The sequence below is a fragment of the Rhizobium sp. CC-YZS058 genome (assembly GCF_034720595.1).
In the GTDB taxonomy this organism is placed as follows: domain Bacteria; phylum Pseudomonadota; class Alphaproteobacteria; order Rhizobiales; family Rhizobiaceae; genus Ferranicluibacter.
Genome location: NZ_JAYESJ010000001.1, coordinates 4093953 through 4118417 on the forward strand (window position 1 = coordinate 4093953; position 24465 = coordinate 4118417).

Consider the following 24465-nt stretch of genomic DNA (forward strand, 5'->3'; position numbering starts at 1 on the left):
CATCGCTCACCCTGCCGTCGCGCGCTGCCTGTGCAGCGCCGCGACGGCACCGAGATCTTCGCGAAACCGATCGATCTCCTCGCGCTTTCGGCCCTCATCGGGGATACGCAGCAGGTAGGACGGGTGAACGGTGGTGTAGAGCGTGCGTCCGTCCTCGAGCGTCACGCTGCGGCTGCGGTAATCGCCCAGCTTTTCGGCATGGTTCATGATCGAGGTCAGCGCCGTGGCGCCCATGGCGACCACCAGCTCCGGTTTGACGAAATCGAGCTCCAGCTTCAGCCACCAGCGGCAGGCGCGGATCTCGCCCATGTTCGGCTTCTGGTGGATGCGGCGCTTGCCGCGCGGCTCATATTTGAAGTGCTTGACGGCATTGGTCACATAGGCCTGGCTGCGGTCGAGACCCGCTTCCGCCGCGATCGTATCGAACATCTTGCCCGCGGGGCCGACGAAGGGGCGGCCGGCCAGATCCTCTTGGTCGCCCGGCTGCTCGCCGACGATCATCAGCCCGCTCGTCTCCGGACCCTCGCCGAACACGGTCTGGGTCGCCTTGCAGTAGAGCGGACAGCGTTCGCAGTGGCGCGCCTCCTGGCGGGCCGCCTCCAGCGTACCGGGTGCCGCCTGCGGCTCGTCCGCCGGCATCGCGGCAGCACGAACCTTGGCGTGGAAGGCCGGCGGCTCGGTCGGCGCGCGCTTGGCCATCTCGGCAACGGAGGCCTCCGCCCCGGCGACAAGACCGGGGATGAGGTCGGCTTCGGGGAGGTTCTTCCAATATTTCTTGGGCATCTCGGCCTGCATCGCTTTCACCTTCAACCGCGCAGGGTTGAAAATGTTGCGGAAATAGGTGCGCCATAGATCGTCCGCCTCGTCGGACAGCTTCGGGTTTTCAGCCGGTTCGGCCGAGAGCACCAGCTGCGCGCCGTCCCAGGCGGCCGAGCCCTTGGGCGTAGCGATGATCCAGTCCATGTCGGTGAAGCGACGCTGGAAGAAGGGCGCCGTGCGCGCGACGATGAAGTGATCGGGCTCGAACCAGGCGATGAAGCGGCGGCGACCGTTCACGGCCCCGCCGGCCTCGACCTCCTTGAAGCGCACGAAGGCCTTCATCTTGTGGCTGTCGCGGCGTACGGATTTTTCGAGCGCGATCAGCCGAACCACATCCGCGTCCGAGCGGATCGCCAGAAGATTCCGGTCGGCCTGCAGCCGGAAGAGAATGCGATAGAGCAGGGCGAAGCGCGAGGGGTCGGAGTGGCAGACCGCCGCCTCGGCAAGCGGCAAAAAGGCTTTCGGTACGGTGACTGGAGAGGCGGGCGAGGCTGTTGGCAATGTGGGAGCATCGTCCGCGCCCTGATCGCCGCCGAACAGGTCGATCGGGCCCGAGCTAACGTGCCAATCCACCGCCTCCGGAGGGCAGCCGGCGAGGAGCAGCGTCCGCGCCGCATCCCGCCATTCGCCGAAATCGCCCTGACCCTTCAGCGTGACGCGGCGCATCAGAGCAGAACCAGCTGTTCCGGCTTCGGCTCGAACAGGCTGCGTAGATCCGAGCGATCGACGAGCCGAAGCGGCGACCAGCCTTCGGCAACGATGAACGGCCGCACCTTCTTCAGCGAGACCTTCAGCCGACCGAGATCCTCGAGCCTCAGGCTCTTGAACCGTCGCGCCGAGAGAATGGCCTTGACCACCTTGGTGCCGAAGCCCGGCACGCGCAAAAGCATCTCCTTCTCCGCCCGGTTGATGTCGACGGGGAAGCGGTCGCGATTGGCCAGTGCCCAGGCAAGCTTTGGATCGAGATCGAGATCCAGCATGCCGTCCGGCCTGTCCTTGGTGATTTCGTCGATGCCGAAGCCGTAGAAGCGATAAAGCCAATCGGCTTGGTAGAGCCGATGCTCGCGCATCAGCGGCGGCTTGACGAGCGGCAGAACGCGGGAGGCGTCAGGGATTGGGCTGAAGGCGGAGTAATAGACGCGGCGCAGGTCATAGCTGCCGTAGAGGCGGGCACTGGTGCCGAGGATGGTCTGGTCGCTCGCCTGGTCGGCTCCAACGATCATCTGCGTGCTTTGGCCGGCCGGCACGAAGCGGCGCTTGATCTTCGACTGCAGCGTCGGCTCGGAGGCCGCCTCGATCTTCAGCCGGAGATCGCCCATGGCGCGACGAATGCCGGCCGGGCGCTTTTCCGGCGCATACTGCCCAAGGCCCGCATCGGTCGGCATCTCGATGTTGATCGACAGGCGATCGGCATAGAGCCCTGCCTCTTCCACGAGCTGCGCGGAGGCTTCTGGAATGGTCTTGAGATGAATATAGCCGCGGAAATTATGGACGGTGCGCAGCTCGCGCGCCACACGCACCATCTCTTCCATCGTGTGATCGGGCGAGCGGATGATGCCGGAGGAGAGGAAAAGCCCCTCGATATAATTGCGCCGATAGAACTCCAGCGTCAGCCAGATGACCTCTTCCACCGAGAAGCGGGCCCGCTCCACATTGCTGGAAGAGCGGTTGATGCAATAGGCGCAATCATAGATGCAGAAGTTGGTCAGGAGAATCTTCAGAAGCGAGATACAGCGCCCGTCCGGCGCATAGGCATGGCAGATGCCGGAGCCCTCGGTGGAGCCCAGGCCGCCGCTTTGTCCGGAATGGCGTTTGCTCGTGCCGCTGGACGCGCAGGATGCATCATATTTGGCAGCATCCGAAAGGATCGCCAGCCGTTCCTTCAGCGTTTTCTTCATGGTGTTCTATATATGTTCCAAAGGTGCCTTGGTCAATGTCCGGTAACCTTGGCGGAACGTTTTGGCAGGCTATCCGTTCAGTCAGCGAACCCGTGAAATCATTCTTTCACCCCATGCTGACAGCAGGAGCTTTTCCATGCCTTCCATTCAACAGTCGAAGATTCTCATTCTCGCCACGGACGGTTACGAGCGTTCGGAACTGCGTGTCCCCCTCGATGAGCTCAAGAAGCACGGCGCGACCGTCAAGATTGCTTCCGTCGGCGGCAAGGACAGCATCAAGAGCTGGGACGAGAAGGATTGGGGCGACAGCGTCTCGGTCGATCTCGATGCCAAGGATGTCAAGCTCGACGATTTTGATGCGCTCGTCCTGCCCGGCGGCCAGATCAACCCCGATAAGCTGCGCGTCGAAGAGGACGCCATGCGCATCGTCAAGGAGTTCATCAATTCCGGCAAGGTGGTGGCGGCCATTTGCCATGCGCCCTGGCTTCTGGTCGAAGCGGATGCCGTGCGTGGTCGCAAGGTGACCTCCTACTCGTCGATCAAGACCGACGTGAAGAACGCCGGCGGCGACTGGCGTGACGAAGCGGTGGTCACCGACAAGGGGATCATCACCTCGCGCAATCCGGATGATCTGCAGGCTTTTGTGGCCAAGATCGTCGAAGAGGTCGAGGAAGGCCGCCACGACCGCCGCGCGGCGTGAGTGTACCAGCCCTTTGATGTTTCACGTGAATCCTTGTTGAGAAGGACCGCCTTATGGCCGATCTGTCGAAGACCAAATCCGATCCGCTCCAGCAGTTGTGGGATGTGATGGAGCATGTGCATGCCGGAATGCTGGGCGTCCAGGGCTCCGACCATCACATGCAGCCGATGGCACCCTATGTCGAGAAAGAGAGCAATTCGGTCTGGTTCTATACCAAGAGCGACAGCACCCTCGTCGAGACCGTGCGTGCCGGCAGTCGCGCCCATTTCTGCGTGATCAGCAAGGATCATGACTATCATGCCTGCCTCTCCGGGGCGATCGATGAGGTGAAGTCCAGGGACCATATCGAGAAGTTCTGGTCGCCGATGGTTGCCGCCTGGTACGAGGGCGGAAAGGACGATCCGCTCTTGACCATGCTGCAGCTCAAGGTGGACGATGCCGCGATCTGGGCGTCCACCGGCAGCACGCTGCGGTTCGGTTGGGAGATGGCGAAGGCCAACCTGACCAATCAGGAGCCGGACGTCGGCGTGTTTACGGAGCTGAAGCTCCCGCAGCAGGCCTGACAACCTCTCGACGCGCAAACCTTGAGCCCGGTCGGAAACGACCGGGCTTTCGTGTATGCGGAACAATGCACGGACTGATGCGTTAGAGGGAAGCCCGATCCCCGGCAGTCTCGAACCTAGAGGAAAGCGTCGCATGGCTGCTGACCAGAGTCCCTCGCGCCTCCGTGCCGCCCAGGATGTCGGCGCCGAAGGCCAGCCGCCCGAACAGAGCGCGTCCCCCCACTTCGATACGAGCCTCAAGTCCGATGAGAACGGAGCATCGGCCGCGGACGACACACGTGACGCCCCGTCCGAGGGTGAGGACGCGAAAGCCGAGAAGAAGCCATCGATCATCAAGCGCCATCCGATCGCATTCATCGCCGGCCTTCTGGTGCTGGTCGCCCTCTGCGTGATCGGCTATTTTGTCTGGCTCGTCTATTTCCATCCCTATGAAACGACCGACGACGCCTTTATCGACGCGCGCAGCTTTGCGGTGGCCAGCAAAGTCTCCGGCTATGTTGCCGATGTCCGCGTGAGCGACAACGCCCACCTCAATGCAGGCGACGTGATCGCCGTCATCGACCCGCGCGATTACCAGATTTCGCTCGATCAGGCGAAAGGCGAGGTCGAATCCGCCAAGGCGGCGATCAGCAGCGCAGAAGCACAGGTTGCGGCGAGCAGCGCCGCCATTGCCGAGAGCCGCGCCCAGCAGGCCTCCGCACAGGCGGCCCTTCAGTTTGCCCAGGAAGAAGCCAGCCGCCAGCAGGATCTGGCCCGCAGCGGCGCCGGCACCGTCCAATCCGCGCAACAGGCGACGAGCTCTTTGCGTCAAGCGCAGGCGACCCTGTCGCAGGCCCAGGCAAGCGTGGTGTCGGCCATGAAGAACCGCGCCGTGGCCGAGGCTCAACGTGCGAGCGCGGTCGCGACACTCCATCAGGCGGAAGCGACGGTCGAATCGGCCGAGCAGAGCCTTGCCTATACGACGATCAGCGCCCAGCAACCGGGCCGCGTCGTGCGGCTGTCCGGTGCCAAAGGGCAATATGTTGCTGCCGGGCAAAGCGTTGCAATGTTCGTCCCCGACGAGATCTGGGTAACCGCCAATTTCAAGGAAACGCAGCTGACCGACATGCGCCCCGGCCAACCGGTCGATGTGACCATCGACGCCTATCCCGACATGCCGTTGAAGGGGAAGGTCGAGTCCGTGCAGCCTGGATCGGGAACGGCCTTCTCGCTGCTGCCGGCTGAAAACGCCACAGGCAATTATGTCAAAGTCACCCAGCGCGTTCCGGTCAAGATCATCGTGGACAGCTGGCCGAAGGACTTGCCCGTCGGCCCCGGCATGTCGGTCGTGCCCACCGTGACCGTGCGCCCGAGGACCTGAGCGTGGCCGCCGTCGCATCCGCCGGCGGGCAAGAGGCGGGCGCCAAGGCAGGGGCCGTCAATCCCTGGCTGATCGCCATGGTCGTCTCGATTGCCACCTTCATGGAAGTTCTCGACACCACGATCGCCAATGTGGCCTTGCGCTACATCTCAGGCGGGCTGGCTGTCAGCGCCGACGAAGCCTCCTGGGTCGTCACCACCTACCTCGTCTCCAACGCCATCGTGCTGGTCGCAAGCAGCTTCATTGCCAAGCGGTATGGGCGGCGACGGTTCTATCTGGCTTGCCTTGCCACCTTCACCGTGTCGTCCATCCTCTGCGGCCTGGCCTGGAACCTGGAATCGCTGTTGTTCTTCCGCATGGTACAGGGCTTTGCAGGCGGCGGCATGGTGCCGATTTCCCAGTCCATCCTTGCGGATTCCTTCCCGCCCGCCAAGCGGGGCCAGGCTTTCGCGCTGTTCGGTGTCGCGGTGGTGGTGGCGCCCGTTGTCGGGCCCACCCTCGGCGGCTGGCTCTCCGACAATTTTTCCTGGCACTGGTGCTTCCTGATCAACGGGCCGGTCGGCGTTGCCGCGTTCCTGCTCGTCTACTTCCTCGTTCAGGAGCCGGACAGCCTGCGCAAGGAGCGGGCGGATATGAAGCGGAAGGGCGTTCGCTTCGATCTGATCGGTTTTCTTCTGGTCGCCGTCTTCCTCGGTGCGCTGGAACTGGTGCTCGATCGTGGCCAGACGGAGGATTGGTTCGGATCGTCCTTCATCATCGTCGCCACCGCCATTTGCCTGCTGGCCTTCTTCTCCGCCATCCCCTGGCTGCTCACGCGCGCCAACCCGGTGATCGACGTTCGCCTGCTGGCCAGCCGTCAGTTCGGTGCCTGCTTTCTGGTGATGATGGCAACCGGCGCGATCCTGATCGCCACAACCCAGTTCGTGCCGCAGGTGCTGCAGGAGAATTTCGGCTACACGGCCACCTGGGCGGGCCTGGCGCTTTCCCCCGGCGGTATCGTGACCATGACGATGATGTTCATCGTGGGGCGGCTGTCCGGCCTGATCCAGCCGAAATATCTGATTGCCATAGGCTGCAGCATCATCGCGCTCGCCATGTGGGACATGACGCGGCTTTACGCGGACCTGAACTTCGGCTTCTTCGCCTGGTCGCGCATGATCCTCGGACTGGGCCTGCCGCTGATCTTCATTCCCATCACCAGTGCGTCTTATGACGGTCTGCGACCCGATCAGACCGACCAGGCCTCTGCTTTAATCAATGCAGCGCGCAATACGGGCGGCTCGATCGGCGTCTGCATCGCCTCGAATGTTCTCGCCCACCGCGAGCAGTGGCACCACAGCCGTCTGGTCGAACATATCGTGCCCTCGGAGCCCGGCTATCAGCAGGCGCTCCAGACATGGACGGACTACTTCATCAGCCGTGGGGTCAATGCCGGCGATGCCGCCCAGCAGGCGATCGGCGCCATCGGCCAGCAGGTGGCACAGCAGTCGAGCTACCTCGCCTATATCGACGTCTTCCATACGCTGGCCTTGATCTCGCTCGCCGTCGTGCCGCTGGCGCTGATCCTGCGCAAGATCGATCTCAATCACAAAGGCTCGGGACCAGCGCATTGAAGAGAGACAGGACTTTTGCCCAAGCGCCGTTGCCGGATAGTGAAAAGACGGGCAGAACAGCGTGATGGCTCTTCCTGTCTCCCATCATCCCGCCCGTCCGCGCCGCTCCGTTCTCTGCGTTCCTGCCGACAATCAGCGCGCCTGTGCAAAGGTGGCGGAGCTTGCCTGCGATGCCGTCATCTATGATCTCGAGGATGCCGTGGCGCCGGATGCCAAGGAGGCGGCGCGAGCTGCCGTGCGCGACATCCTGTCTGCGCCGGCGCCGCGCGGGATCGAGCGCATCGTCCGCATCAATCCCCTCTCCGAAGCGCTTGGCCAGGCGGACCTGACCGCGCTCGCACCACTCTCGCCGGATGCGATCCTGCTGCCCAAGGTCGAAAGCCCTCGAGACATCGAAAATGCCGCCGATCTGCTGGCCGAGCTCGACGAGGCGGAGAGGGTGCGGCTCTGGGCAATGATCGAAACGCCGAAGGGACTGATCAACAGTGCCGCCATTGCGGAGGCTGGACGCACCGCCGGCGGACGGCTCGATTGCCTGGTCGTCGGCCTGAACGACCTGCGCAAGGCAACCGGCACACGCCCGCTTCCCGGACGCCCTTATGTGGACGCCTGGCTGATGCAGGTGCTGCTTTCCGGCCGTGCGGCCGGGCTCGATGTCATCGACGCCGTCTTCAACGCCTTTGAGGACGCGGACGGCTTTTCTTCAGAGTGCCGGCAAGGGCGCGATATGGGTTTCGAAGGCAAGATGCTGATCCATCCCAATCAGATCGCGGCAGCCAACACGGCCTTTGCGCCGGATGCTGGGGCTCTGGCAGAAGCGCAGGCGATCATCGATGCTTTCGCCGATCCGGCAGCGGACGGGAAAGCGGTGCTGCGCATGGGGGGGCGGATGATCGAGCGCCTTCACCTTGACCAGGCCTTGGCCCTTCGGGCAAAGGCTGAGGCCATCCACAACCTGGAAAGGGCAAATCGATGAAACTCTATCGCTTTCTCACCGGTCCTGACGATGCGAGCTTCTGCCACAAGGTGACTGCTGCCTTGAACAAGGGGTGGTCGCTGCAGGGATCGCCGAGCTACGCCTACAATGCCGATCTGCAGATCATGCAGTGCGGCCAAGCGGTCGTCAAAGAGGTCGAAGGCAAGGATTACGATCCAGAAATGAAGCTCTCCGAGCAGTGATCAGGTCGGCGATCCGTCGCCGACATGCTCCACGCTGGCCTCGATCCGCTCCATATCGTCGTCCGAAAGGCCGAAGTGGTGGCCGATCTCGTGGATGAGAACATGGGTGATGATGTCGCCCAGCGTCTCGTCATTCTCCGCCCAGTAGTCAAGGATTGGCCGGCGGTAGAGAATGATGCGGTTCGGCAGCGTGCCGCTTTCCATGCTGAAGCGCTCGCCGATGCCGCGCCCTTCGAAGAGGCCGAGCAGGTCGAACGGTGTTTCGAGCGCCATGTCCTCGAACACGTCGTCGGTCGGAAAATCCTCGATCTCGATGATGAGATCGCTCGCCAGCGCGCGAAACTCCTCCGGCAGATGGCCATAGGCCTCCAGCGTCAGGGATTCGAAGGTGCTGATGGTCGGCGCATGGCGTTCCCGCCAGTCGTCGCTTTGGTCAACTCGGGCCATGGGCACTCCTTTGCAGCCCTATATAATGATTTTGCCGGCGGTTTCGAGTGAATTTCCCGAGGCGGTCTGTCCCAGGCCCGGCGCCGACGTGGCAGGCGATAACGTTTGTGGTAGGAGCGAAGTTGCAGCACGCGAATCGCGGTCTTCGGTCCGGCGGCCGGTCTGCGCTGCACCCCACATCTAGGTCAGGATGAGCCTTGGGCACGGATCTCAACGCACCGCTCGGTCAGGATCGAAAACCCGGCTCTAAGATAAGGAAGCCGCGCATCGGCGCCGGACGGCTGATGCTTGCGCTTGGGCTCGTGGCGCTTGCCGGCATTTCGGGTTTCGTAATTCTTTCCCCAAGCGGTCTTCAGACCGTGAGCCCCGTCGAAACGGCATCGCAATCGGCAGAGACGGCCTCCCCGGCGCGCAAGCCGTCTGCCCCTGATCAGGCCGGCCAGGCTGGCAGGATGGTCAGTGGCGGCCAGGCCGGCGCCAATGTGCGCGAAACGACGCTCGACGACGGCAGCCGCGTCACCACCTATGCGCCGAAGCCGCGCGATGGCGAAGGCCCGGCCATCATCGAGGTTCAGCCGGGACGAGGGCAAGACCCGCGCATGGCCGCCTTTCCGAACGAAAGCCTGCTTGAGGAGACGCCCGATGGGCGATTGCCCATCGTCGGCCCCGATGGATTGCGGCCGATGGATCACTATGCCCGTCCCTGGTCCGGCGCGCGGGGAACGCGCATCGCACTTGTCGTCGGCGGCTTGGGATTGAGCCAGAGCGGCACGCAGAATGCCATTCGCACCCTGCCTGCCGATGTCACGCTTGCCTTCGCCGCCTCCGGCAACAGCCTGGAGCGGTGGATGCAGGAGGCCCGCCGCGAAGGGCACGAGATCCTGCTGCAGGTCCCGCTCGAACCGTTCGACTATCCGACCAACGATCCCGGGCCGAACACGCTGCTGACCTCGATGAGTGCGCGGGCCAATCTGGATTCCCTGCATGCGTCCATGGCGCGGTTGACCAATTACACCGGCATCATGAATTTCCTCGGCGGCCGCTTTCTCTCCGATGCCGATGCGCTGGAGCCGATCCTGCGCGATATCAGCCGCCGGGGCCTTCTGTTTCTGGATGATGGCACATCGGCGCAATCGCTGAGCGGGACGATCGGCAAGGCGCTCGATCTTCCACACGGGTTCGCCGACATGACGGTCGACACCCAGCTCGATCGCATGGCCATCCTGCGCAAGCTCGATGAACTGGAGAAGATCGCGCGCCAGAAGGGAACAGCCATCGGCACAGCCTCTGCCTTTGATGAGAGCGTGGCGGCGATCGGCCAGTGGATGAAGGAAGCCGAGGGGCGGGGCATCGAATTTGTCGGCGTTTCGGCGCTGGTTGACGATCCAAAGCAAGAGGCAGGCCGCTGAGCCGCACACAGGAAGCAGGAGACAGACCATGGCGAAGGGCAAGAAGACGTTGGTGACCTTGCGCGCGGAGGATCTGCCATACCGGCCCTGTGTCGGCATCATGGTGTTGAACCGCGACGGCCTTGTCTGGTCGGGACAGCGGATCGCCGAGGGCAATTCGGAATATGACGGATCGGCGCAGCTCTGGCAGATGCCCCAAGGCGGCATCGACGAGGGGGAAGATCCCCTTGAGGCTGCGCGGCGCGAACTCTACGAGGAAACCGGCATGCGCACCGTCTCGCTTCTCGCCGAAGCGCCAGACTGGATCCACTACGACCTGCCGGACCATCTGATCGGCATCGGGCTCAAGGGAAAGTTTCGCGGTCAGGCCCAGCGCTGGTTCGCTTTCCGCTTCGAAGGCGAGGACAGCGAAATTGCCATCGACCCGCCGCCGGGTGGCCATTCGGCGGAATTCAGCGACTGGGCCTGGCGCGACATGGCCGAGCTTCCCGCTCTCGTCGTGTCCTTCAAGCGCAAGGTCTATGACGAGGTGGTCAGGGCCTTCGCGCATCTCGCCGGTCCCGCCCAGGGCGCGGACTAGACGCTCTCGATCCCGTCTTCACGCAAGAGGATGCGAAGCTTTCCGAAGGCAAGGCGGATCCGTGACTTCACCGTTCCGAGCGGCAGGCCGGTCGCGCTGGCGATTTCCGAATGGGACTGGCCGAAGAAGAAGGCCATCTGGATCAACTTGACTTGATCACCCGGAAGCTTGGCCAGCGCAGCACGGACGATCTCCTCCCGGTCGCCATGCTCCACCATTTCGTCCGGCGCCGGAGGGGCGCTTGGCTGCAGCAGCGGATCCTTCTCGTCGAGCTTGCGGTTGGCGGCGCGGCGTGCGCGGTCGATCCGCCTGTTACGCGCCACGCGGAACAGCCAGGTCGAAAGGGACGAGCGCGCGGGATCGTAAAGATCGGCCTTGTGCCAAAGAACGATCATGACCTCCTGGACGATCTCCTCCGCCTCTCCGGCCGATAGTTTCTGCCGCATCAGAAAGGATTTCAGCCGCGGCGCGAAAAAATCGAAGAGTTCTGCAAAGGCTGCCTGATCGCGACGGGTGGCGACGGCATCCGCCAGGCGTGCGAAATGCTGTCTCGCGTCCGAATCCATACCTGTCTTGAAAGCCTCCACCCCGATCACTTGGGCCATGACACATCAGGTACAGCGCTTTTGTCAAAGGTCAAACTGTTGCCTGATTCTTTGTGATGGTGTGGGCGCGATCGATCGGCACGGTTCGCGACGAATGACGCTGCGAACAGGCTGACCGTTCGTCCCGAACTTATTCATGACAGGCTCTCATCAGAAGGTGCGTTGCTGCGAAGCCGCGTGCGAGAAAGCAGGATTTGCGCGGCATCCCGTTCCGTACTATTGCGGTTGCAGCCGCCAAGACCGCATTCGTTGACGGTTTGATAACCTGAATAAAGTCAGAATGATCAGCGCGCGCGGCCCCGGACCGTCGGGGCCCATGCAGAAAGACAACCGGCAGGATACGATGTACGCAAGCAAGCTCCCCACCGCGATCGCTCTTCTCACCCTCAGCGCGGGGCTCCTCGCCGGGGCAGGCGTCGCGTCGGCCCAGTCTCCGACGCGTATCCAGCAGTTCAACGCCTGGGGCGCCTATTCCTATACGGCGAGTGGTGCCAAGGTTTGCTATGTTCTTTCGGTGCCGAAGGAAAAGAGCCCCGCCAATGTCGATCACGGCGACATCTTCTTCCTCGTCTCCCAGCGGCCGGGGCAGAACATCAGCTATGAGCCGCAGGCCATGATGGGCTATGCCCTGCAGGAGAATTCCAAGGTCACGGTGACGATCGACGCCAAGAGCTTCACGCTCTTCACCAAGGGCAATTCCGCCTGGGTGGAAAATGCCGCGGAAGAGCCGGCGCTGGTGACGGCCATGAAGTCCGGCAAGACCATGTCGGTGCAGGCCCGCTCGCGCAAGGGTACCCAGACCAACTACGCCTATTCGCTTTCCGGCATTTCTGCCGCGCTGAAGCAGATCGAGACCTGCAAATAGGCTCTCTCTGCCGCGATGGACTTGGGCCGGCGCATGCGCCGGCCTTTGCCGTTTTTCGCGCCGGCGTGACCAGGGGTGACCTTTCGTCCGTTCCGTGCTAGAGGCTCCGCCAAAGTCAGGCGCCGCGTGATTGGATCGCCGCGCCGCCGTTTCCAGTTCCTTCCGCATCGCCCGTTCCATCCCGCTGCTTGCAGGTGATGGAGTGCCGGGCCCGCTGATCGCTTCGACAAGGCCGCCATGATGACCGCCACGCTTCCGCTTGAACGCCCCGCCGCCGCCCGCCCGCTTAGCCCCATGCGCGAGATGCCCTCGCTGATCGGTCTCACGCGCGAGGAAATGGGCCGCGCGCTTCTGGAGGTCGGCGTGGCCGAGCGGCAGGTCAAGATGCGCGTCAGCCAGCTCTGGCACTGGCTCTATGTGCGCGGCGTGTCCGATTTCGACCACATGACCAATGTCTCGAAGGACATGCGTGAAACGCTGAAGCGGCATTTCACCATCGCTCGGCCGGAAATCGTCGAGGAGCAGATCTCCACCGACGGCACGCGCAAATGGCTCCTGCGCTTTCCGGCCCGCGGGGCCGGGCGCCCGGTGGAAATCGAGACGGTTTATATCCCGGAAGAAGGGCGGGGCACGCTCTGCATCTCCAGCCAGGTCGGCTGCACGCTGACCTGTTCCTTCTGTCACACCGGCACGCAGAAGCTAGTGCGCAACCTGACGGCCGAGGAAATCCTCGCCCAGCTTCTTCTGGCGCGCGACCGGCTCGGGGATTTTCCCGAGCGCGACACGCCGGCCGGCGCGATCGTACCGGCGGAAGGGCGCAAGGTTTCCAACATCGTCATGATGGGCATGGGCGAGCCGCTCTATAATTTCGAGAATGTAAAGACGGCCTTGCTGATTGCCACCGATGGCGACGGCCTGTCGCTGTCGAAGCGCAGGGTCACGCTGTCGACCTCCGGCATCGTGCCGGAGATCTACCGTACTGGTGAGGAAATCGGCGTCATGCTGGCGATCTCGCTCCATGCCGTGCGCGACGACCTGCGCGACATGCTGGTGCCGATCAACAAGAAATATCCGCTGAAGGCGCTGATGGAGGCCTGCCGCGCCTATCCCGGTCTCTCCAATGCCCGACGCATCACCTTCGAATATGTCATGCTGGAAGGCGTCAACGACAGTCTCGAGGATGCCAAGGAGCTGGTGAAGCTCCTCAAAGGCGTGCCGGCCAAGATCAACCTGATCCCCTTCAACCCCTGGCCGGGCACCAATTACCAGTGTTCCTCCTGGGAGCAGATCGAGAAGTTTGCCGACTTCATCAATGCCGCCGGCTATGCCTCGCCGATCCGCACCCCGCGCGGGCGCGACATCCTGGCGGCCTGCGGGCAGCTGAAGTCGGAATCCGAACGCATGCGCAAGGTCGATCGCATGGCCTTCGAGGCCATGATGATCGCCAATCACGGATCCGACGACTGACGATGAGCCTGATCCACAACGAGCGAACGAAGCTGACGGCGGCCTATCTCAATGGCATTGCTGTTGCCATCTTCGCCGTTGGAGGCTTCGCACCTTTGGTCGGCTGGTTCAACAGCGGCTCCGGGCCCGGTCGTCCGGTCATCGCCTTGTCGGTCATTTGCATTCTGGTTTCTGCGGGCATACATTTGGCAGGACGGTTTCTGCTCAAGGGATTGCACACATGAGTACAGAACAGTTCCTGGCAATGCTGATCATGCCAGCCGGCGGCTTGGCGATTGCAGCATTCATGCTTTTCATCACCCGCAAGGATCGCCGTCGGGCGACAAACACAAAGGCGTAAGATCCCTCACCGCGTCTGCGTCATCACGATCTTGACCGCGAAGACCGAGAAGACACCGGCGAAGGTGTAGTCTATGGCGCGCATCACGCGCTTCTGGTGCTGCAGCCACGCGGCGAGCCTGTCGGCCGTCAGGATGATCGCGACATTGACCGGCATGGCCGCGACGATGAAGAAAATGCCGAGGAAAATCAGTTTCTGCGTGACCGCCGGATCGTCCGCGGTGACGAATTGCGGCAGGAAGGTCATGAAGAAGATGATGATCTTCGGATTGAGCAGATTGACCGAAAGGCCGGCAAAGATATTGGCAACCGGCGTACCGCCTTTCGGGGTCTCGCTGCGTTTGACGTTCAGTGTCGAGCCGAAGCGAATGGCCTGCACGGCCAGCCAGAGCAGATAGGCCGCCCCTCCGGTCTTCAAGATCATGAAGGCGGTCGGCGAGGCGGTGATCAGCGCCGAGACGCCGAAGGCGACCAGCAAGGTATGGATGACGCAGCCCATGCTCGTGCCGAGAACGACGAACATGGCTGCGCCACGCCCCTGGCTCAGCGCACGGCTGATCGAGAGCGTCATGTCCGGACCCGGCGTGATGGCGAGCAGCAGCGTCATGCCGGTGAAGGTGACCAGGGTGGCGAGCGAAGGGACGAAGTCCATGGCAGCGATCCGCGCGGAGAGTGTTCGTTCTCTATAACATAGGCGTTTCGCTCCGCCAGAGGGCATTCCGGCCGTGCTTGACAGGGCTTGGCGCGCGATGCAGGTCTGCCGGCCTCTTCCAGTTCGGAGCACGTCCCATGGCCCAGACCTTCGCGCAATTGATCCGGGACCACCAGGCGGAATGGCGTGCTTATACCGAGCACGCGTTCGTCCATCAGCTGGCTACGGCTGCTTTGCCTCCGGCCTGTTTCCGGCACTATCTCGAACAGGATTACCTCTTTCTGATCCAGTTCGCCCGCGCCTGGGGGCTCGCCGTCTACAAGAGCCGCGATCTCGACGAAATCCGCCAAGGGCTCGAAAGCCTGAAGGCGATCGTCGAGGTGGAGATGGGGCTGCACATCGCCTATTGCCGGCAATGGGGCATCGCCCCCGAGACGCTCGATGCCATGCCGGAATCGCGGGCGACGCTGGCTTATACCCGCTTCGTGCTGGATGCCGGCATGCGCGGCGACCTTCTCGACCTGCATGTGGCGCTTGCGCCCTGCATCGTCGGCTATGGCGAGATCGCCCGGCGGATCGCCGCCGATCGGACGACGCGGACGGACGGCAATCCCTATGGCGACTGGATCGCCATGTATGCCGGCGCCGATTACCAGGCTCTGGTCGCCGCCGAGATTGCCTGGCTGGACGCGCGGCTCGCGCCCCTTGATCCATCCCGCTTTTCCGCGATTTCAAGCCTCTTCCGCGATGCGACGCGGCTGGAGGCGGATTTCTGGCAGATGGGTCTCGATCTCGCCTGAGCACGCCCGCAGATGGCGCGCCGGTGCTTGCACGGCCGGCAAAACTCTTTACAGAATGCCGCGATTTTCAAGGAGACGGCCGAGGGTGGCGAATGCCGCAAGGCCGCGCAGTCAGACGGAACGGATCATCATGGCACTCCCCAAAGACGTGAAGAAGGTCGTGCTCGCCTATTCGGGCGGTCTCGACACCTCGATCATCCTCAAATGGCTTCAGACCGAACTGAACGCCGAGGTGGTCACCTTTACGGCCGATCTCGGCCAGGGCGAGGAGCTTGAGCCGGCACGCAAGAAGGCCGAGATGCTCGGCATCAAGGATATCTATATTCGCGATGTGCGTGAGGAGTTCGTCAAGGACTTCGTCTTCCCGATGTTCCGCGCCAATGCCGTCTATGAAGGTGTCTACCTGCTCGGCACGTCGATCGCCCGCCCGCTGATTTCCAAGCATTTGATCGAGATCGCCCGCGAGACCGGAGCCGACGCGATTGCCCATGGCGCCACCGGCAAGGGCAACGACCAGGTCCGCTTCGAGCTGTCCGCCTATGCGCTGAATCCCGATATCAAGATCATCGCGCCCTGGCGCGACTGGAGCTTCAAGAGCCGAACCGATCTGCTGGCCTTCGCCGAGCAGCACCAGATCCCGGTTGCCAAGGACAAGAAGGGGGAGGCGCCCTTCTCCGTCGACGCCAACCTCCTGCACTCCTCCTCGGAAGGCAAGGTGCTGGAGGATCCGGCTCAGGAGGCGCCGAACTACGTCTATATGCGCACGATTTCGCCTGAAGAAGCGCCCGATCAGGCGACCGTGGTCAAGATCGGCTTCCGCAAGGGCGATGCCGTGTCGATCGACGGCAAGGAGATGAGCCCGGCTTCGATCCTCACCGCGCTCAACGCACTCGGCCGCGACAACGGCATCGGTCGCCTCGATCTGGTCGAAAACCGCTTCGTCGGGATGAAGTCGCGCGGCGTCTACGAGACCCCCGGCGGCACCATCCTGCTGGCTGCCCATCGGGCGATCGAATCGATCACGCTCGATCGCGGGGCTGCGCATTTGAAGGACGAGCTGATGCCGCGCTATGCGGAGCTCATCTATTACGGTTTCTGGTTCTCGCCCGAGCGCGAAATGCTGCAGGCGCTGATCGACAAGAGCCAGGAGCATGTGGAAGGCGAAGTGACGCTGAAGCTCTACAAGGGCAATGTCATGGTCATTGGTCGCGAAAGCGCGAGCTCGCTCTATTCCGACAAGCTGGTCACCTTCGAAGACGACCAGGGTGCCTACGACCAGAAGGATGCCGCCGGCTTCATCAAGCTGAACGCGCTGCGCCTTCGCACCCTTGCCGCCCGCAACCGCGGCCGCTGACCAAGGACGGACTCTAGACTTGAAAGAGCCCGTCTGCCTCGGCATGAAGCCGGCAGACGGGCTTTTTCATGCGCCATGGCGCATGGCCTCCGGCGTCACCTGCCGGAAGATGAGGAAAGACAGGGTCGCGGCAAGACAGAAGGCCGGTACGATCAGGCCGAAGGCGGTCAGAGGCTCGCCGACCAAAGCCGCGAACAGGCCGCCGGCAAAGCCGGTCCCAAGCTGTAAAAAGCCGATCAGCGCAGAGGCTGCACCCGCCACATGCGGGACGCCCTGAAGGGCCGCCGTCGTCATATGCGGCGTGAGAAAGGCAATGCCGAAGCTTGTCAGAGCGATCGGCCCCATGACGCTCGCATAGCTGGGCGTCAGCAGAGCGCTGAAAAGAGCGATCAGAGATCCGCCGCCGATAAGGCAGAGAAGCCCGATCCGGACGGCGGGCAGGCCGCCCAGCCGCGGGGACGCGACCCGCAGCATCACCGATCCCAGAAAATAGAACCCCGACTGCATGAGCATTCCGACCGCGAAGGCAAGCGGCGAGAGCCCGACCCTGTCGATGAGAATGAAGGGCAGCATGGTTGACTGGGCATAAAGCGAGCCGACGGCTCCGGCGAGGACCCCGGCTGCCGAAAGAAAGCGCCGGTCGACGAGAAGCATGCGATAGGCGTTGAGGATGCGCCTCGGCGCCGCCCGCATCGGGTCCGGCTCCGTCGTTTCCCGCATCAGCAGGGTGACGGAGAGGATGATCAGCGAGGAAAAGCCGATGAGCATCAGGAAGATCGCCTGCCAGCCGAAGGCGGCCAGGGCCAGCCCGCCAAGGGTCGGCGCCAGCGCCGGGCCGACCGCGAGCATGATGCCGATCAGGTTCATGATGCGGCTGGCGGCCTCGCCGGTGAACTGATCGCGCACCATGGCGCGCGCCACCGTAATACCGACCGAGGCTCCGATCCCTTGGACGAGCCGGCCGGCAAGCAGCCATTCGACCGAGGGGGAAAGGCTGCAGATGACGCCTCCGACGGCGTTGATACCGATGAAGGCAAGCACGGCACGGCGCCGGCCGATGGCATCGGAAAGCGGACCGGAGAGCAGCTGGGCAACCGAAAAGCCGGCGAAATAGAGCGAGAGCGTGAGCTTGATCATGCCCTCGGTGGTGCGAAAGGCCGCTACCAGCTCCGGCATGGCTGGTGTGTAGATCGACATGGAGATCGGCCCTATGGTCGCCAGCAGGGCGCCCAGCAGCGCGGTCCGCCTTTCGCTCATCCGCTCAGCCATGGCCTGGTCCCCATCGTCGGCGATCTGTGTGCCGCGACCGACACGAGGTCTGCAGGACGCCTAGCATCGCGCCGGCAGGCGGACAAGGGCGTCGATAGTGCTTGTCTCCTCGCCAAAATTTCGGCACCTTCGCGGTCCCACCTCTTCGACCACACCAGCGTCTTGCGCGTGCGTCGGCGCATCTCCCATCTCGCCAGCCCGGGCCGCTGCTCACGGAAAAGGATCATGGCATGTCGGATCTCCAGTCTCTCAATCCCGCGCTCACCGAATGGACGGGGCCGGATGGCCTGCCGCAGTTCGAGTCGGTCCGCGATGCCGATTTCGCGCCTGCCTTCGAAGCCGCGCTCGCCGAGCACGAAGCGGAGATCGAGGCAATCGCCGCCGATCCCGAGCCGCCGACGTTCGAGAACACCGTGGAAGCGCTGGAGATCGCCGGGGATCGCTTGAGCCGCGTCTCCGCCCTGTTCTGGAACCGGGCCGGTGCGCATACCAATCATGTCATCCAGGCGCTCGAGCGCGACATCGCGCCGAAAATGTCCCGACACTATTCGAAGATCGGAACGCATCCGGTGCTTTTTGCGCGGATCGACACCCTGTGGTCGGCCCGTGAGGCATTGGGGCTGACGCTTGAACAGTCGCGCGTTTTGGAGCGCCATTGGAAGGGCTTCGTCAAGTCCGGCGCCAAGCTCGCAAAGCCGGAGCAGGAGCGCCTGGCTGCCGTGAACGAACGGCTGGCAGCACTCGGCGCCACGTTCGGCCAGAACGTGCTGGCGGACGAGAAATCCTGGTCGCTGCTGCTCGACGAAGGCAAGGATCTTGCCGGCCTGCCCGCCTTTCTCACGGATGCGATGGCGGAAGCCGCACGGGAGCGCGGGGCGGAGGGGCGATACGCCGTCACCCTTTCCCGCTCGATCGTCGAGCCGTTCCTGACCTTCAGCGATGACCGTGGCCTGCGCGAAACAGCGTTCAAGGCCTGGGCCGCCCGCGGCGAAAACGGAGGCGAGACCGACAACCGCGCGGTGATTACGGAAACACTGGCCTTGCGGGCCGAGAAGGCACGCCTGCTCGGCTACGAGAATTTCGCAGCTCTGAAGCTCGACAACACCATGGCAAAGACGCCGGACGCGGTGAATGCCCTGCTGGAAGCCGTCTGGCACAAGGCGGTTGAGCAGGCCCGGCGCGAGGAAGCGGATCTGGCTGCGCTGATCGTGCGCGAGGGCGGCAATCACCCCGTCATGCCGTGGGACTGGCGCTATTATGCCGAGAAGGTGCGGGCCGAGCGTTTCGATTTCTCGGAAGGCGAGCTCAAACCCTATCTGCAGCTTGAAAAGATCATCGATGCCTGCTTTGATGTCGCGCATCGCCTTTTCGGCATCACGGCCACGGAGAAGAAGGGCGTGAAGGCCTATCATCCGGAGGTGCGGACCTATGAGATCCGCGACGCCGATGGCACGCTCGTCGCACTGTTCCTCGGTGATTATTTCGCGCGGCCCTCCAAGCGATCCGGCGCGTGGATGAGCGCCTTCCAGTCCCAGCATCGCCTGACGCTGAAGAACGGCGCGAAGGGCGAGCTGCCGATCATCTACAATGTCTGCAACTTTGCGAAGCCGGCCGAAGGAAAGCCGGCTCTGCTTTCGCTCGACGATGCCCGGACGCTGTTTCACGAATTCGGCCATGCCTTGCATGGCATGCTGTCCGATGTGACCTACCCGTCCGTCTCCGGCACCGGCGTCTCGCGCGACTTCGTCGAGCTACCGTCGCAGCTCTACGAACATTGGCTGACCGTCCCGGACATCCTCAAGCGCTATGCGGTGCATGAAGCGACCGGCGAGCCCATGCCTCAGGCCCTGCTCGACAAGGTGCTGGCGGCCCGCACCTTCGACGCCGGCTTCAACACGGTCGAGTTTACCTCCTCGGCGCTGGTCGACATGGCCTATCACACGGCCGACCGCGTCGATGATCCCATGGCCTTCGAGGCGCAGGTGCTCGAGCGGATCGGCATGCCGCAGTCGATCATCATGCGCCACCGGTCACCGCACTTCCTCCATGTCTTCTCCGGTGACGGCTATTCGGCCGGCTACTACTCCTACATGTGGTCGGAGGTGCTCGATGCGGATGCGTTTGCCGCCTTCATGGAAACCGGAAATCCCTTCGATCCGGAGACGGCCAAGCGGCTGAAAGACCATATCTACTCCGTCGGCGGGTCGCTCGACCCGGAGGACGCCTACCGCGCCTTCCGCGGAAAACTGCCGAGCCCCGACGCGATGCTGCGGAAGAAGGGGCTCGCAGTGGCAGAGGAGCTTGCCGGCAGCGACGCCTAAGGTTCGCTTCAAAGCTGCCCGATCGGCAGTCTGCACGCCGATGGTCCGAGAACGGGAGGCTGCCTTGCGCGGCGGCCCCCTTTCGCACACGCAAAAAACCATGTATGAGCCGCGGCAATGACCATGCGGTGCGGCGAGAGGCCGGCGCTGCCCAATTTCCGGAACCATCACATGAATTTGCGCAATATCGCGATCATCGCACACGTTGACCATGGGAAGACGACGCTGGTCGACGAGCTTCTGAAGCAGTCCGGCTCGTTCCGCGAGAACCAGCGCGTGGCCGAACGCGTCATGGATTCCAACGATCTGGAAAAGGAACGCGGCATCACCATCCTCGCCAAGGCGACGTCGGTCGAATGGAAGGACACGCGGATCAACATCGTCGACACCCCCGGCCACGCCGACTTCGGTGGCGAGGTGGAGCGTATCCTTTCGATGGTGGATGGCGCGATCGTGCTGGTCGACTCCTCCGAAGGCCCGATGCCGCAGACCAAGTTCGTGGTCTCCAAGGCTCTGAAGGTCGGCCTGCGTCCGATCGTGGCAATCAACAAGATCGACCGGCCGGATGGTCGCCATGAGGAAGTCATCAACGAAGTCTTCGATCTCTTCGCCGCGCTGGATGCGACCGACGAGCAGCTCGACTTCCCGATCCTTTACGGCTCCGGCCGCGATGGCTGGATGAACGTCAATCCGGAAGGTCCGAAGGATCAGGGTCTCGCGCCGCTTCTCGACCTCGTGCTCGAACATGTGCCGGCTCCGACCGTCGAGGAAGGCCCGTTCCGCATGATCGGCACCATTCTTGAAGCCAACCCCTTCCTCGGCCGCATCATCACCGGCCGCATCGCCTCCGGCTCGATCAAGCCGAACCAGGCGGTCAAGGTTCTCGGTCAGGATGGCAAGACCATCGAAACCGGCCGAATCTCCAAGATCCTCGCCTTCCGCGGCATCGAGCGTCAGCCGATCGAAGAAGCCAGCGCCGGCGACATCGTTGCCATTGCCGGCCTGTCCAAGGGCACCGTCGCCGACACCTTCTGCGACCCGTCCGTCAACGAGGCCATGAAGGCACAGCCGATCGACCCGCCGACCGTCACCATGTCCTTCATCGTCAATGACAGCCCGCTGGCTGGCACCGAAGGCGACAAGGTCACGAGCCGCGTCATCCGCGACCGCCTGATGAAGGAAGCGGAAGGCAATGTGGCGCTGAAGATCGAAGAGGCGGAAGGCAAGGATTCGTTCTTCGTCTCCGGCCGTGGCGAATTGCAGCTCGCCGTGCTGATCGAAACCATGCGCCGCGAAGGCTTCGAGCTCGCCGTTTCGCGTCCGCGCGTCGTCATGCACAAGGATGACAACGGCACGCTGCTTGAGCCGATCGAAGAAGTCGTCATCGACGTCGATGAGGAGCATTCGGGTGTCGTCGTGCAGAAGATGTCCGAGCGCAAGGCCGAACTTGCCGAACTGCGCCCCTCCGGCGGCAACCGCGTGCGGCTGAAGTTCTTCGCGCCCACGCGCGGCCTCATCGGCTACCAGTCGGAGCTTCTGACGGATACGCGCGGCACGGCAATCATGAACCGCCTGTTCCATGACTACCAGCCCTTCAAGGGCCAGATCGCCGGGCGCGTGAATGGCGTTCTGCTGTCGAACGGCTCCGGCGAAGCGGTCGCCTATGCCATGTTCAACCTCGAAGACCGCGGCCCGATGATCATCGAGCCGGGCGAAAAGGTCTATGCCGGCATGATCATCGGCATCCACTCGCGTGACAACGACCTTGAGGTCAACGTTCTGAAGGGCAAGCAGCTCACCAACATCCGCGCCGCCGGCAAGGATGAAGCGGTCAAGCTCACCCCGCCGATCCGCATGACCCTCGACCGGGCCCTGTCCTGGATCCAGGACGACGAGTTGATGGAAGTGACGCCGAAGTCTATCCGCCTGCGCAAGATGTATCTCGATCCGAATGAGCGCAAGCGGTTCGAAAAGGCCCGCACCGCCGGCGCCGCCTGATCGGTTTTACGGTCGCCCTATTGAAAGCCTCGCTGCGGACGCGCCGCAGCGGGGCTTTTTCGTGCCGGCGGCACGGTCGGTCGCCGTTCAGGCAGCCAAAGAAAAACCCTCGACGATCGTTCGATCGTCGAGGGTTTTGATGGCCGGACGGCGAGGACCGCCTTGGCTGATGACCTCAGGCGGCTTCTTCCTGAGACTCGTCTTCGTCGACCGTCTTGCCGCGCTTCGGGCCCTTGGCAAGATTGACCTCGACCAGCCGAACGGCTTCGGTGCCGGACATCTTGTTCACGGCTGCGATTTCGCGGGCCATGCGATCGAGAGCCGCTTCATAGAGCTGACGCTCGGAATAGGACTGTTCCGGCTGGTTTTCAGCGCGATACAGGTCCCGAACGACTTCGGCGATGGCAATCAGATCGCCCGAATTGATCTTGGCGTCATACTCCTGGGCGCGGCGCGACCACATGGTCCGCTTCACACGGGCCTTGCCCTGGACGACCTTCAAAGCACGTTCGACAAAATCAGTCTCGGAAAGCTTGCGCATGCCAATGCTCACGGCCTTGGCGACCGGCACCTTCAGGCGCATCTTGTCCTTGTCGAAATCGATGACAAACAGTTCGAGCGACATGCCGGCAACAACCTGCTCCTCGATGGCGACGATCTGGCCGACACCATGAGCGGGATAGACAATCGATTCACCGGTCTTAAAACCGTGGCGCGTGGAAGACTTCTTCTGCTGGGTCGTCATAAATTCAAAAACTCCCTGTTACGCTCCCGGGGTGGTGCCGGGGTCGGGTCAGTCAGGCCCGGGGACTGGACGATAGGCCCATGGGTCAATACCTACTGAACCAGCCATGAAAAACAGAGACTTCCGACAGCCGTGCCCCAACGGGAACGCCTCTTGAGGAGGAGGGTGAGCCGCGACGGTGGGAAGAGTGCTTTCGTGGTGGATTCGGGGACACGGGGGTCTTCACGTGCCGCGAGGTGGATCAGTGTTGCGACCCTACCACAATTAACTGCCGAAATCAAACATTTGCTTCAGCCACGCGCAAGCTTCCCCGTCCCGAAACTGGGCGGAGTGTCTCCAGGCGGGCCACACGAGCGGCCGGCGGCGTGCTGTCGGAGGCGCCCGAGCGGCGGGGGCAGCCCCACCCGCATCAATGCGCCTAGTTGCCAGAACCCGGCTTCGGGGAGAAGTACTTCTCGTACTTGCCTTCGACCCCGTCCATCTCCTTCGCCTCGGGCAGTTCTTCCCGCTTGACGGTGATGTTCGGCCATTGGGTGGCAAACTCTGCATTCACCTTCAGCCACATATCGAGCCCCGGCTCGGTATCGGGCTTGATCGCGCCCGCCGGGCATTCCGGCTCGCAGACGCCGCAGTCGATGCATTCATCCGGATGAATGACCAGGAAGTTTTCGCCTTCGTAGAAACAGTCGACCGGGCACACCTCGACGCAATCGGTGTATTTGCAGCGAATGCAATTGTCGGTGACGACATAGGTCATGCGAATCCACTCCAGTCGGTCGGCTTTACAAAAAGCGCGACGCGGTCGAAAACATCGGTCGGGCCGAAGATCTCTCCGACCCTGCGGCCGCGATTCCTCCTGTTCGGAGGTCCCTTGGCCGTGCGTGTCCAGTGCAGGCAATGGGCGTCTTCAGCGATCGTTGAAGGGCCCGAACGGCGGATGGTCGAAAGCGAGGTTTCGTCCCAACGGCCGTGAGGTAAAGGCTTTGCCGGCGCTTGGCAAGGCACTTCGCGCATGCGCCAGGTGCCATCCCGACGCATCAATCCTCGGCGTCGTGCTCGGTTCCATCGTCGAAGCCGACGCCGCTTTGCAGGCGGTCGATTTCGCGCCGTTCCCGCTTGGTGGGCCGCCCGCTGCCGGGCTCCCGCGTCGCCTGCTCGAAGGCCGTGAGCCGCGCGTGTGGATCCGGCGGCGGCGTCAGGTCCTCGTAGAGCAGCCGTGCCTCTTCATAGGGCCCGCGCCGCGTTCCAGCAGCGATGACGCGCACGATCAGGTCGCGCCGATCGAGCGACAGCAGAACCCGGTCGCCTGCCCGCACGGCGTGCGCCGGCTGGACGATCCGGGTCTCGTTGACGAAGACCTTGCCGGATTCGATCGCCTTTTGAGCAAGCGAGCGGGATTTCAGAAGCCGCGTGAAGAAGAGCCACTTGTCGAGGCGCTGGCGCTCGGCCGTGCCTGGAGGGAGCGTGGTCTCGGCCATGCGC

Annotated in this window: 24 protein-coding genes; 15 read left to right on the forward strand and 9 right to left on the reverse strand. The window is 63.1% G+C overall.

From position 1 onward, the window contains the following. Positions 1-6: 6 nt before the first annotated feature. Positions 7-1485, reverse strand: a complete 1479-nt coding sequence (locus U8330_RS19445; protein ID WP_323106905.1) for a UdgX family uracil-DNA binding protein — start codon at positions 1483-1485, stop codon at positions 7-9. Beyond that, the gene (locus U8330_RS19450; protein WP_323106906.1) at positions 1485-2717 is read right to left on the reverse strand and encodes a putative DNA modification/repair radical SAM protein; all 1233 of its coding nucleotides are present in this window, start codon (positions 2715-2717) and stop codon (positions 1485-1487) included. The genes U8330_RS19445 and U8330_RS19450 overlap by 1 nt, the downstream gene beginning before the upstream one ends. A gap of 136 nt (positions 2718-2853) precedes the next feature. Here U8330_RS19450 and U8330_RS19455 point away from each other — a divergent pair, with 136 nt between their 5' ends. The 6 genes from U8330_RS19455 to U8330_RS19480 all read left to right on the forward strand — a co-directional run bounded on the left by U8330_RS19455 (position 2854) and on the right by U8330_RS19480 (position 8132). Continuing rightward, positions 2854-3417 (forward strand): type 1 glutamine amidotransferase domain-containing protein, encoded by a 564-nt coding sequence (locus U8330_RS19455; protein ID WP_323106907.1) that lies wholly within the window; start codon positions 2854-2856, stop codon positions 3415-3417. A gap of 53 nt (positions 3418-3470) precedes the next feature. Beyond that, positions 3471-3980, forward strand: a complete 510-nt coding sequence (locus tag U8330_RS19460; protein WP_323106908.1) for a pyridoxamine 5'-phosphate oxidase family protein — start codon at positions 3471-3473, stop codon at positions 3978-3980. A 133-nt stretch (positions 3981-4113) separates the two neighbouring features. Next, a complete protein-coding gene (locus tag U8330_RS19465) occupies positions 4114-5340 on the forward strand; it encodes an HlyD family secretion protein (RefSeq protein ID WP_323106909.1) in 1227 nt (408 codons plus the stop codon). Then, positions 5337-6953, forward strand: coding sequence for a DHA2 family efflux MFS transporter permease subunit (locus U8330_RS19470; protein ID WP_416236943.1), 1617 nt, complete (start codon positions 5337-5339; stop codon positions 6951-6953). Before U8330_RS19465 ends, U8330_RS19470 begins: the two co-directional genes overlap by 4 nt. 64 nt (positions 6954-7017) lie before the next feature. Beyond that, on the forward strand, positions 7018-7929 hold the full coding sequence (locus U8330_RS19475) for a CoA ester lyase (RefSeq protein WP_323106910.1): 912 nt from the start codon (positions 7018-7020) through the stop codon (positions 7927-7929). Next, positions 7926-8132 (forward strand): DUF1737 domain-containing protein, encoded by a 207-nt coding sequence (locus U8330_RS19480; RefSeq protein WP_323106911.1) that lies wholly within the window; start codon positions 7926-7928, stop codon positions 8130-8132. Before U8330_RS19475 ends, U8330_RS19480 begins: the two co-directional genes overlap by 4 nt. On the opposite strand, the gene U8330_RS19485 is transcribed toward U8330_RS19480, so the two are convergent. Continuing rightward, entirely contained in the window at positions 8133-8579 is a 447-nt protein-coding gene (locus U8330_RS19485; protein WP_323106912.1) for a metallopeptidase family protein, read from the reverse strand. A gap of 197 nt (positions 8580-8776) precedes the next feature. Between U8330_RS19485 and U8330_RS19490 the strand changes: the two genes are divergently transcribed. Both U8330_RS19490 and U8330_RS19495 read left to right on the forward strand, forming a co-directional pair. Continuing rightward, a complete protein-coding gene (locus U8330_RS19490; protein WP_323106913.1) occupies positions 8777-9988 on the forward strand; it encodes a divergent polysaccharide deacetylase family protein in 1212 nt (403 codons plus the stop codon). A gap of 28 nt (positions 9989-10016) precedes the next feature. Then, the gene (locus U8330_RS19495; protein WP_323106914.1) at positions 10017-10568 is read left to right on the forward strand and encodes an RNA pyrophosphohydrolase; all 552 of its coding nucleotides are present in this window, start codon (positions 10017-10019) and stop codon (positions 10566-10568) included. Here U8330_RS19495 and U8330_RS19500 read toward each other — a convergent pair. Then, positions 10565-11134, reverse strand: coding sequence for a sigma-70 family RNA polymerase sigma factor (locus U8330_RS19500; protein ID WP_323107374.1), 570 nt, complete (start codon positions 11132-11134; stop codon positions 10565-10567). The two genes, U8330_RS19495 and U8330_RS19500, sit on opposite strands and share 4 nt — an antisense overlap. Positions 11135-11516: 382 nt before the next feature. Between U8330_RS19500 and U8330_RS19505 the strand changes: the two genes are divergently transcribed. From U8330_RS19505 to U8330_RS19515, 3 genes are all read left to right on the forward strand, one after another. Beyond that, positions 11517-12038 (forward strand): invasion associated locus B family protein, encoded by a 522-nt coding sequence (locus U8330_RS19505; protein ID WP_323107375.1) that lies wholly within the window; start codon positions 11517-11519, stop codon positions 12036-12038. A gap of 294 nt (positions 12039-12332) precedes the next feature. Then, a complete protein-coding gene (rlmN, locus tag U8330_RS19510; RefSeq protein ID WP_323107376.1) occupies positions 12333-13505 on the forward strand; it encodes a 23S rRNA (adenine(2503)-C(2))-methyltransferase RlmN in 1173 nt (390 codons plus the stop codon). A 2-nt stretch (positions 13506-13507) separates the two neighbouring features. Further along, complete coding sequence (locus U8330_RS19515) at positions 13508-13729, forward strand: amino acid transporter (RefSeq protein WP_323106915.1); 222 nt, start codon at positions 13508-13510, stop codon at positions 13727-13729. A gap of 122 nt (positions 13730-13851) precedes the next feature. Here the strand turns inward: U8330_RS19515 and U8330_RS19520 are convergent, their stop codons facing one another. After that, positions 13852-14496 (reverse strand): LysE family translocator, encoded by a 645-nt coding sequence (locus tag U8330_RS19520; RefSeq protein ID WP_323106916.1) that lies wholly within the window; start codon positions 14494-14496, stop codon positions 13852-13854. 137 nt (positions 14497-14633) lie between these two features. Between U8330_RS19520 and U8330_RS19525 the strand changes: the two genes are divergently transcribed. Then, positions 14634-15296 carry a TenA family protein gene (locus U8330_RS19525; protein WP_323106918.1) on the forward strand — a complete coding sequence of 221 codons (663 nt, stop codon included), beginning with the start codon at positions 14634-14636 and terminating at the stop codon, positions 15294-15296. Positions 15297-15426: 130 nt separating this feature from the next. Next, positions 15427-16650 (forward strand): argininosuccinate synthase, encoded by a 1224-nt coding sequence (locus tag U8330_RS19530; protein WP_323106919.1) that lies wholly within the window; start codon positions 15427-15429, stop codon positions 16648-16650. Positions 16651-16716: 66 nt separating this feature from the next. Here U8330_RS19530 and U8330_RS19535 read toward each other — a convergent pair whose 3' ends face one another. After that, positions 16717-17919 (reverse strand): multidrug effflux MFS transporter, encoded by a 1203-nt coding sequence (locus U8330_RS19535; protein WP_323106920.1) that lies wholly within the window; start codon positions 17917-17919, stop codon positions 16717-16719. A 230-nt stretch (positions 17920-18149) separates the two neighbouring features. Here U8330_RS19535 and U8330_RS19540 point away from each other — a divergent pair, with 230 nt between their 5' ends. Both U8330_RS19540 and typA read left to right on the forward strand, forming a co-directional pair. Beyond that, the gene (locus tag U8330_RS19540) at positions 18150-20240 is read left to right on the forward strand and encodes a M3 family metallopeptidase (RefSeq protein ID WP_323106921.1); all 2091 of its coding nucleotides are present in this window, start codon (positions 18150-18152) and stop codon (positions 20238-20240) included. Between the two features lie 171 nt (positions 20241-20411). Continuing rightward, positions 20412-22238 (forward strand): translational GTPase TypA, encoded by a 1827-nt coding sequence (gene typA, locus U8330_RS19545; protein ID WP_323106922.1) that lies wholly within the window; start codon positions 20412-20414, stop codon positions 22236-22238. Positions 22239-22413: 175 nt separating this feature from the next. On the opposite strand, the gene U8330_RS19550 is transcribed toward typA, so the two are convergent. The 3 genes from U8330_RS19550 to U8330_RS19560 all read right to left on the reverse strand — a co-directional run bounded on the left by U8330_RS19550 (position 22414) and on the right by U8330_RS19560 (position 24461). Then, positions 22414-22983, reverse strand: coding sequence for a CarD family transcriptional regulator (locus tag U8330_RS19550; RefSeq protein ID WP_323106923.1), 570 nt, complete (start codon positions 22981-22983; stop codon positions 22414-22416). A gap of 418 nt (positions 22984-23401) precedes the next feature. Then, on the reverse strand, positions 23402-23740 hold the full coding sequence (gene fdxA / locus U8330_RS19555) for a ferredoxin FdxA (protein WP_323106924.1): 339 nt from the start codon (positions 23738-23740) through the stop codon (positions 23402-23404). Positions 23741-24020: 280 nt separating this feature from the next. After that, complete coding sequence (locus U8330_RS19560) at positions 24021-24461, reverse strand: RNA-binding S4 domain-containing protein (protein WP_323106925.1); 441 nt, start codon at positions 24459-24461, stop codon at positions 24021-24023. Positions 24462-24465: the final 4 nt, after the last annotated feature.

Excerpts from the sequence above, each read along its gene's own strand:
- U8330_RS19550 (WP_323106923.1), bottom strand. The coding sequence starts at position 22,983 with ATGACGACCCAGCAGAAGAAGTCTTCCACGCGCCACGGTTTTAAGACC.
- U8330_RS19515 (WP_323106915.1), top strand. The coding sequence starts at position 13,508 with ATGAGCCTGATCCACAACGAGCGAACGAAGCTGACGGCGGCCTATCTC.
- U8330_RS19480 (WP_323106911.1), top strand. The coding sequence starts at position 7,926 with ATGAAACTCTATCGCTTTCTCACCGGTCCTGACGATGCGAGCTTCTGC.
- U8330_RS19495 (WP_323106914.1), top strand. The coding sequence starts at position 10,017 with ATGGCGAAGGGCAAGAAGACGTTGGTGACCTTGCGCGCGGAGGATCTG.
- fdxA (WP_323106924.1), bottom strand. The coding sequence starts at position 23,740 with ATGACCTATGTCGTCACCGACAATTGCATTCGCTGCAAATACACCGAT.
- U8330_RS19500 (WP_323107374.1), bottom strand. The coding sequence starts at position 11,134 with ATGGATTCGGACGCGAGACAGCATTTCGCACGCCTGGCGGATGCCGTC.
- U8330_RS19465 (WP_323106909.1), top strand. The coding sequence starts at position 4,114 with ATGGCTGCTGACCAGAGTCCCTCGCGCCTCCGTGCCGCCCAGGATGTC.
- U8330_RS19525 (WP_323106918.1), top strand. The coding sequence starts at position 14,634 with ATGGCCCAGACCTTCGCGCAATTGATCCGGGACCACCAGGCGGAATGG.
- typA (WP_323106922.1), top strand. The coding sequence starts at position 20,412 with ATGAATTTGCGCAATATCGCGATCATCGCACACGTTGACCATGGGAAG.
- U8330_RS19445 (WP_323106905.1), bottom strand. The coding sequence starts at position 1,485 with ATGCGCCGCGTCACGCTGAAGGGTCAGGGCGATTTCGGCGAATGGCGG.
- rlmN (WP_323107376.1), top strand. The coding sequence starts at position 12,333 with ATGCGCGAGATGCCCTCGCTGATCGGTCTCACGCGCGAGGAAATGGGC.
- U8330_RS19460 (WP_323106908.1), top strand. The coding sequence starts at position 3,471 with ATGGCCGATCTGTCGAAGACCAAATCCGATCCGCTCCAGCAGTTGTGG.
- U8330_RS19455 (WP_323106907.1), top strand. The coding sequence starts at position 2,854 with ATGCCTTCCATTCAACAGTCGAAGATTCTCATTCTCGCCACGGACGGT.
- U8330_RS19475 (WP_323106910.1), top strand. The coding sequence starts at position 7,018 with ATGGCTCTTCCTGTCTCCCATCATCCCGCCCGTCCGCGCCGCTCCGTT.
- U8330_RS19505 (WP_323107375.1), top strand. The coding sequence starts at position 11,517 with ATGTACGCAAGCAAGCTCCCCACCGCGATCGCTCTTCTCACCCTCAGC.
- U8330_RS19560 (WP_323106925.1), bottom strand. The coding sequence starts at position 24,461 with ATGGCCGAGACCACGCTCCCTCCAGGCACGGCCGAGCGCCAGCGCCTC.
- U8330_RS19520 (WP_323106916.1), bottom strand. The coding sequence starts at position 14,496 with ATGGACTTCGTCCCTTCGCTCGCCACCCTGGTCACCTTCACCGGCATG.
- U8330_RS19530 (WP_323106919.1), top strand. The coding sequence starts at position 15,427 with ATGGCACTCCCCAAAGACGTGAAGAAGGTCGTGCTCGCCTATTCGGGC.
- U8330_RS19485 (WP_323106912.1), bottom strand. The coding sequence starts at position 8,579 with ATGGCCCGAGTTGACCAAAGCGACGACTGGCGGGAACGCCATGCGCCG.
- U8330_RS19540 (WP_323106921.1), top strand. The coding sequence starts at position 18,150 with ATGTCGGATCTCCAGTCTCTCAATCCCGCGCTCACCGAATGGACGGGG.
- U8330_RS19450 (WP_323106906.1), bottom strand. The coding sequence starts at position 2,717 with ATGAAGAAAACGCTGAAGGAACGGCTGGCGATCCTTTCGGATGCTGCC.
- U8330_RS19535 (WP_323106920.1), bottom strand. The coding sequence starts at position 17,919 with ATGGCTGAGCGGATGAGCGAAAGGCGGACCGCGCTGCTGGGCGCCCTG.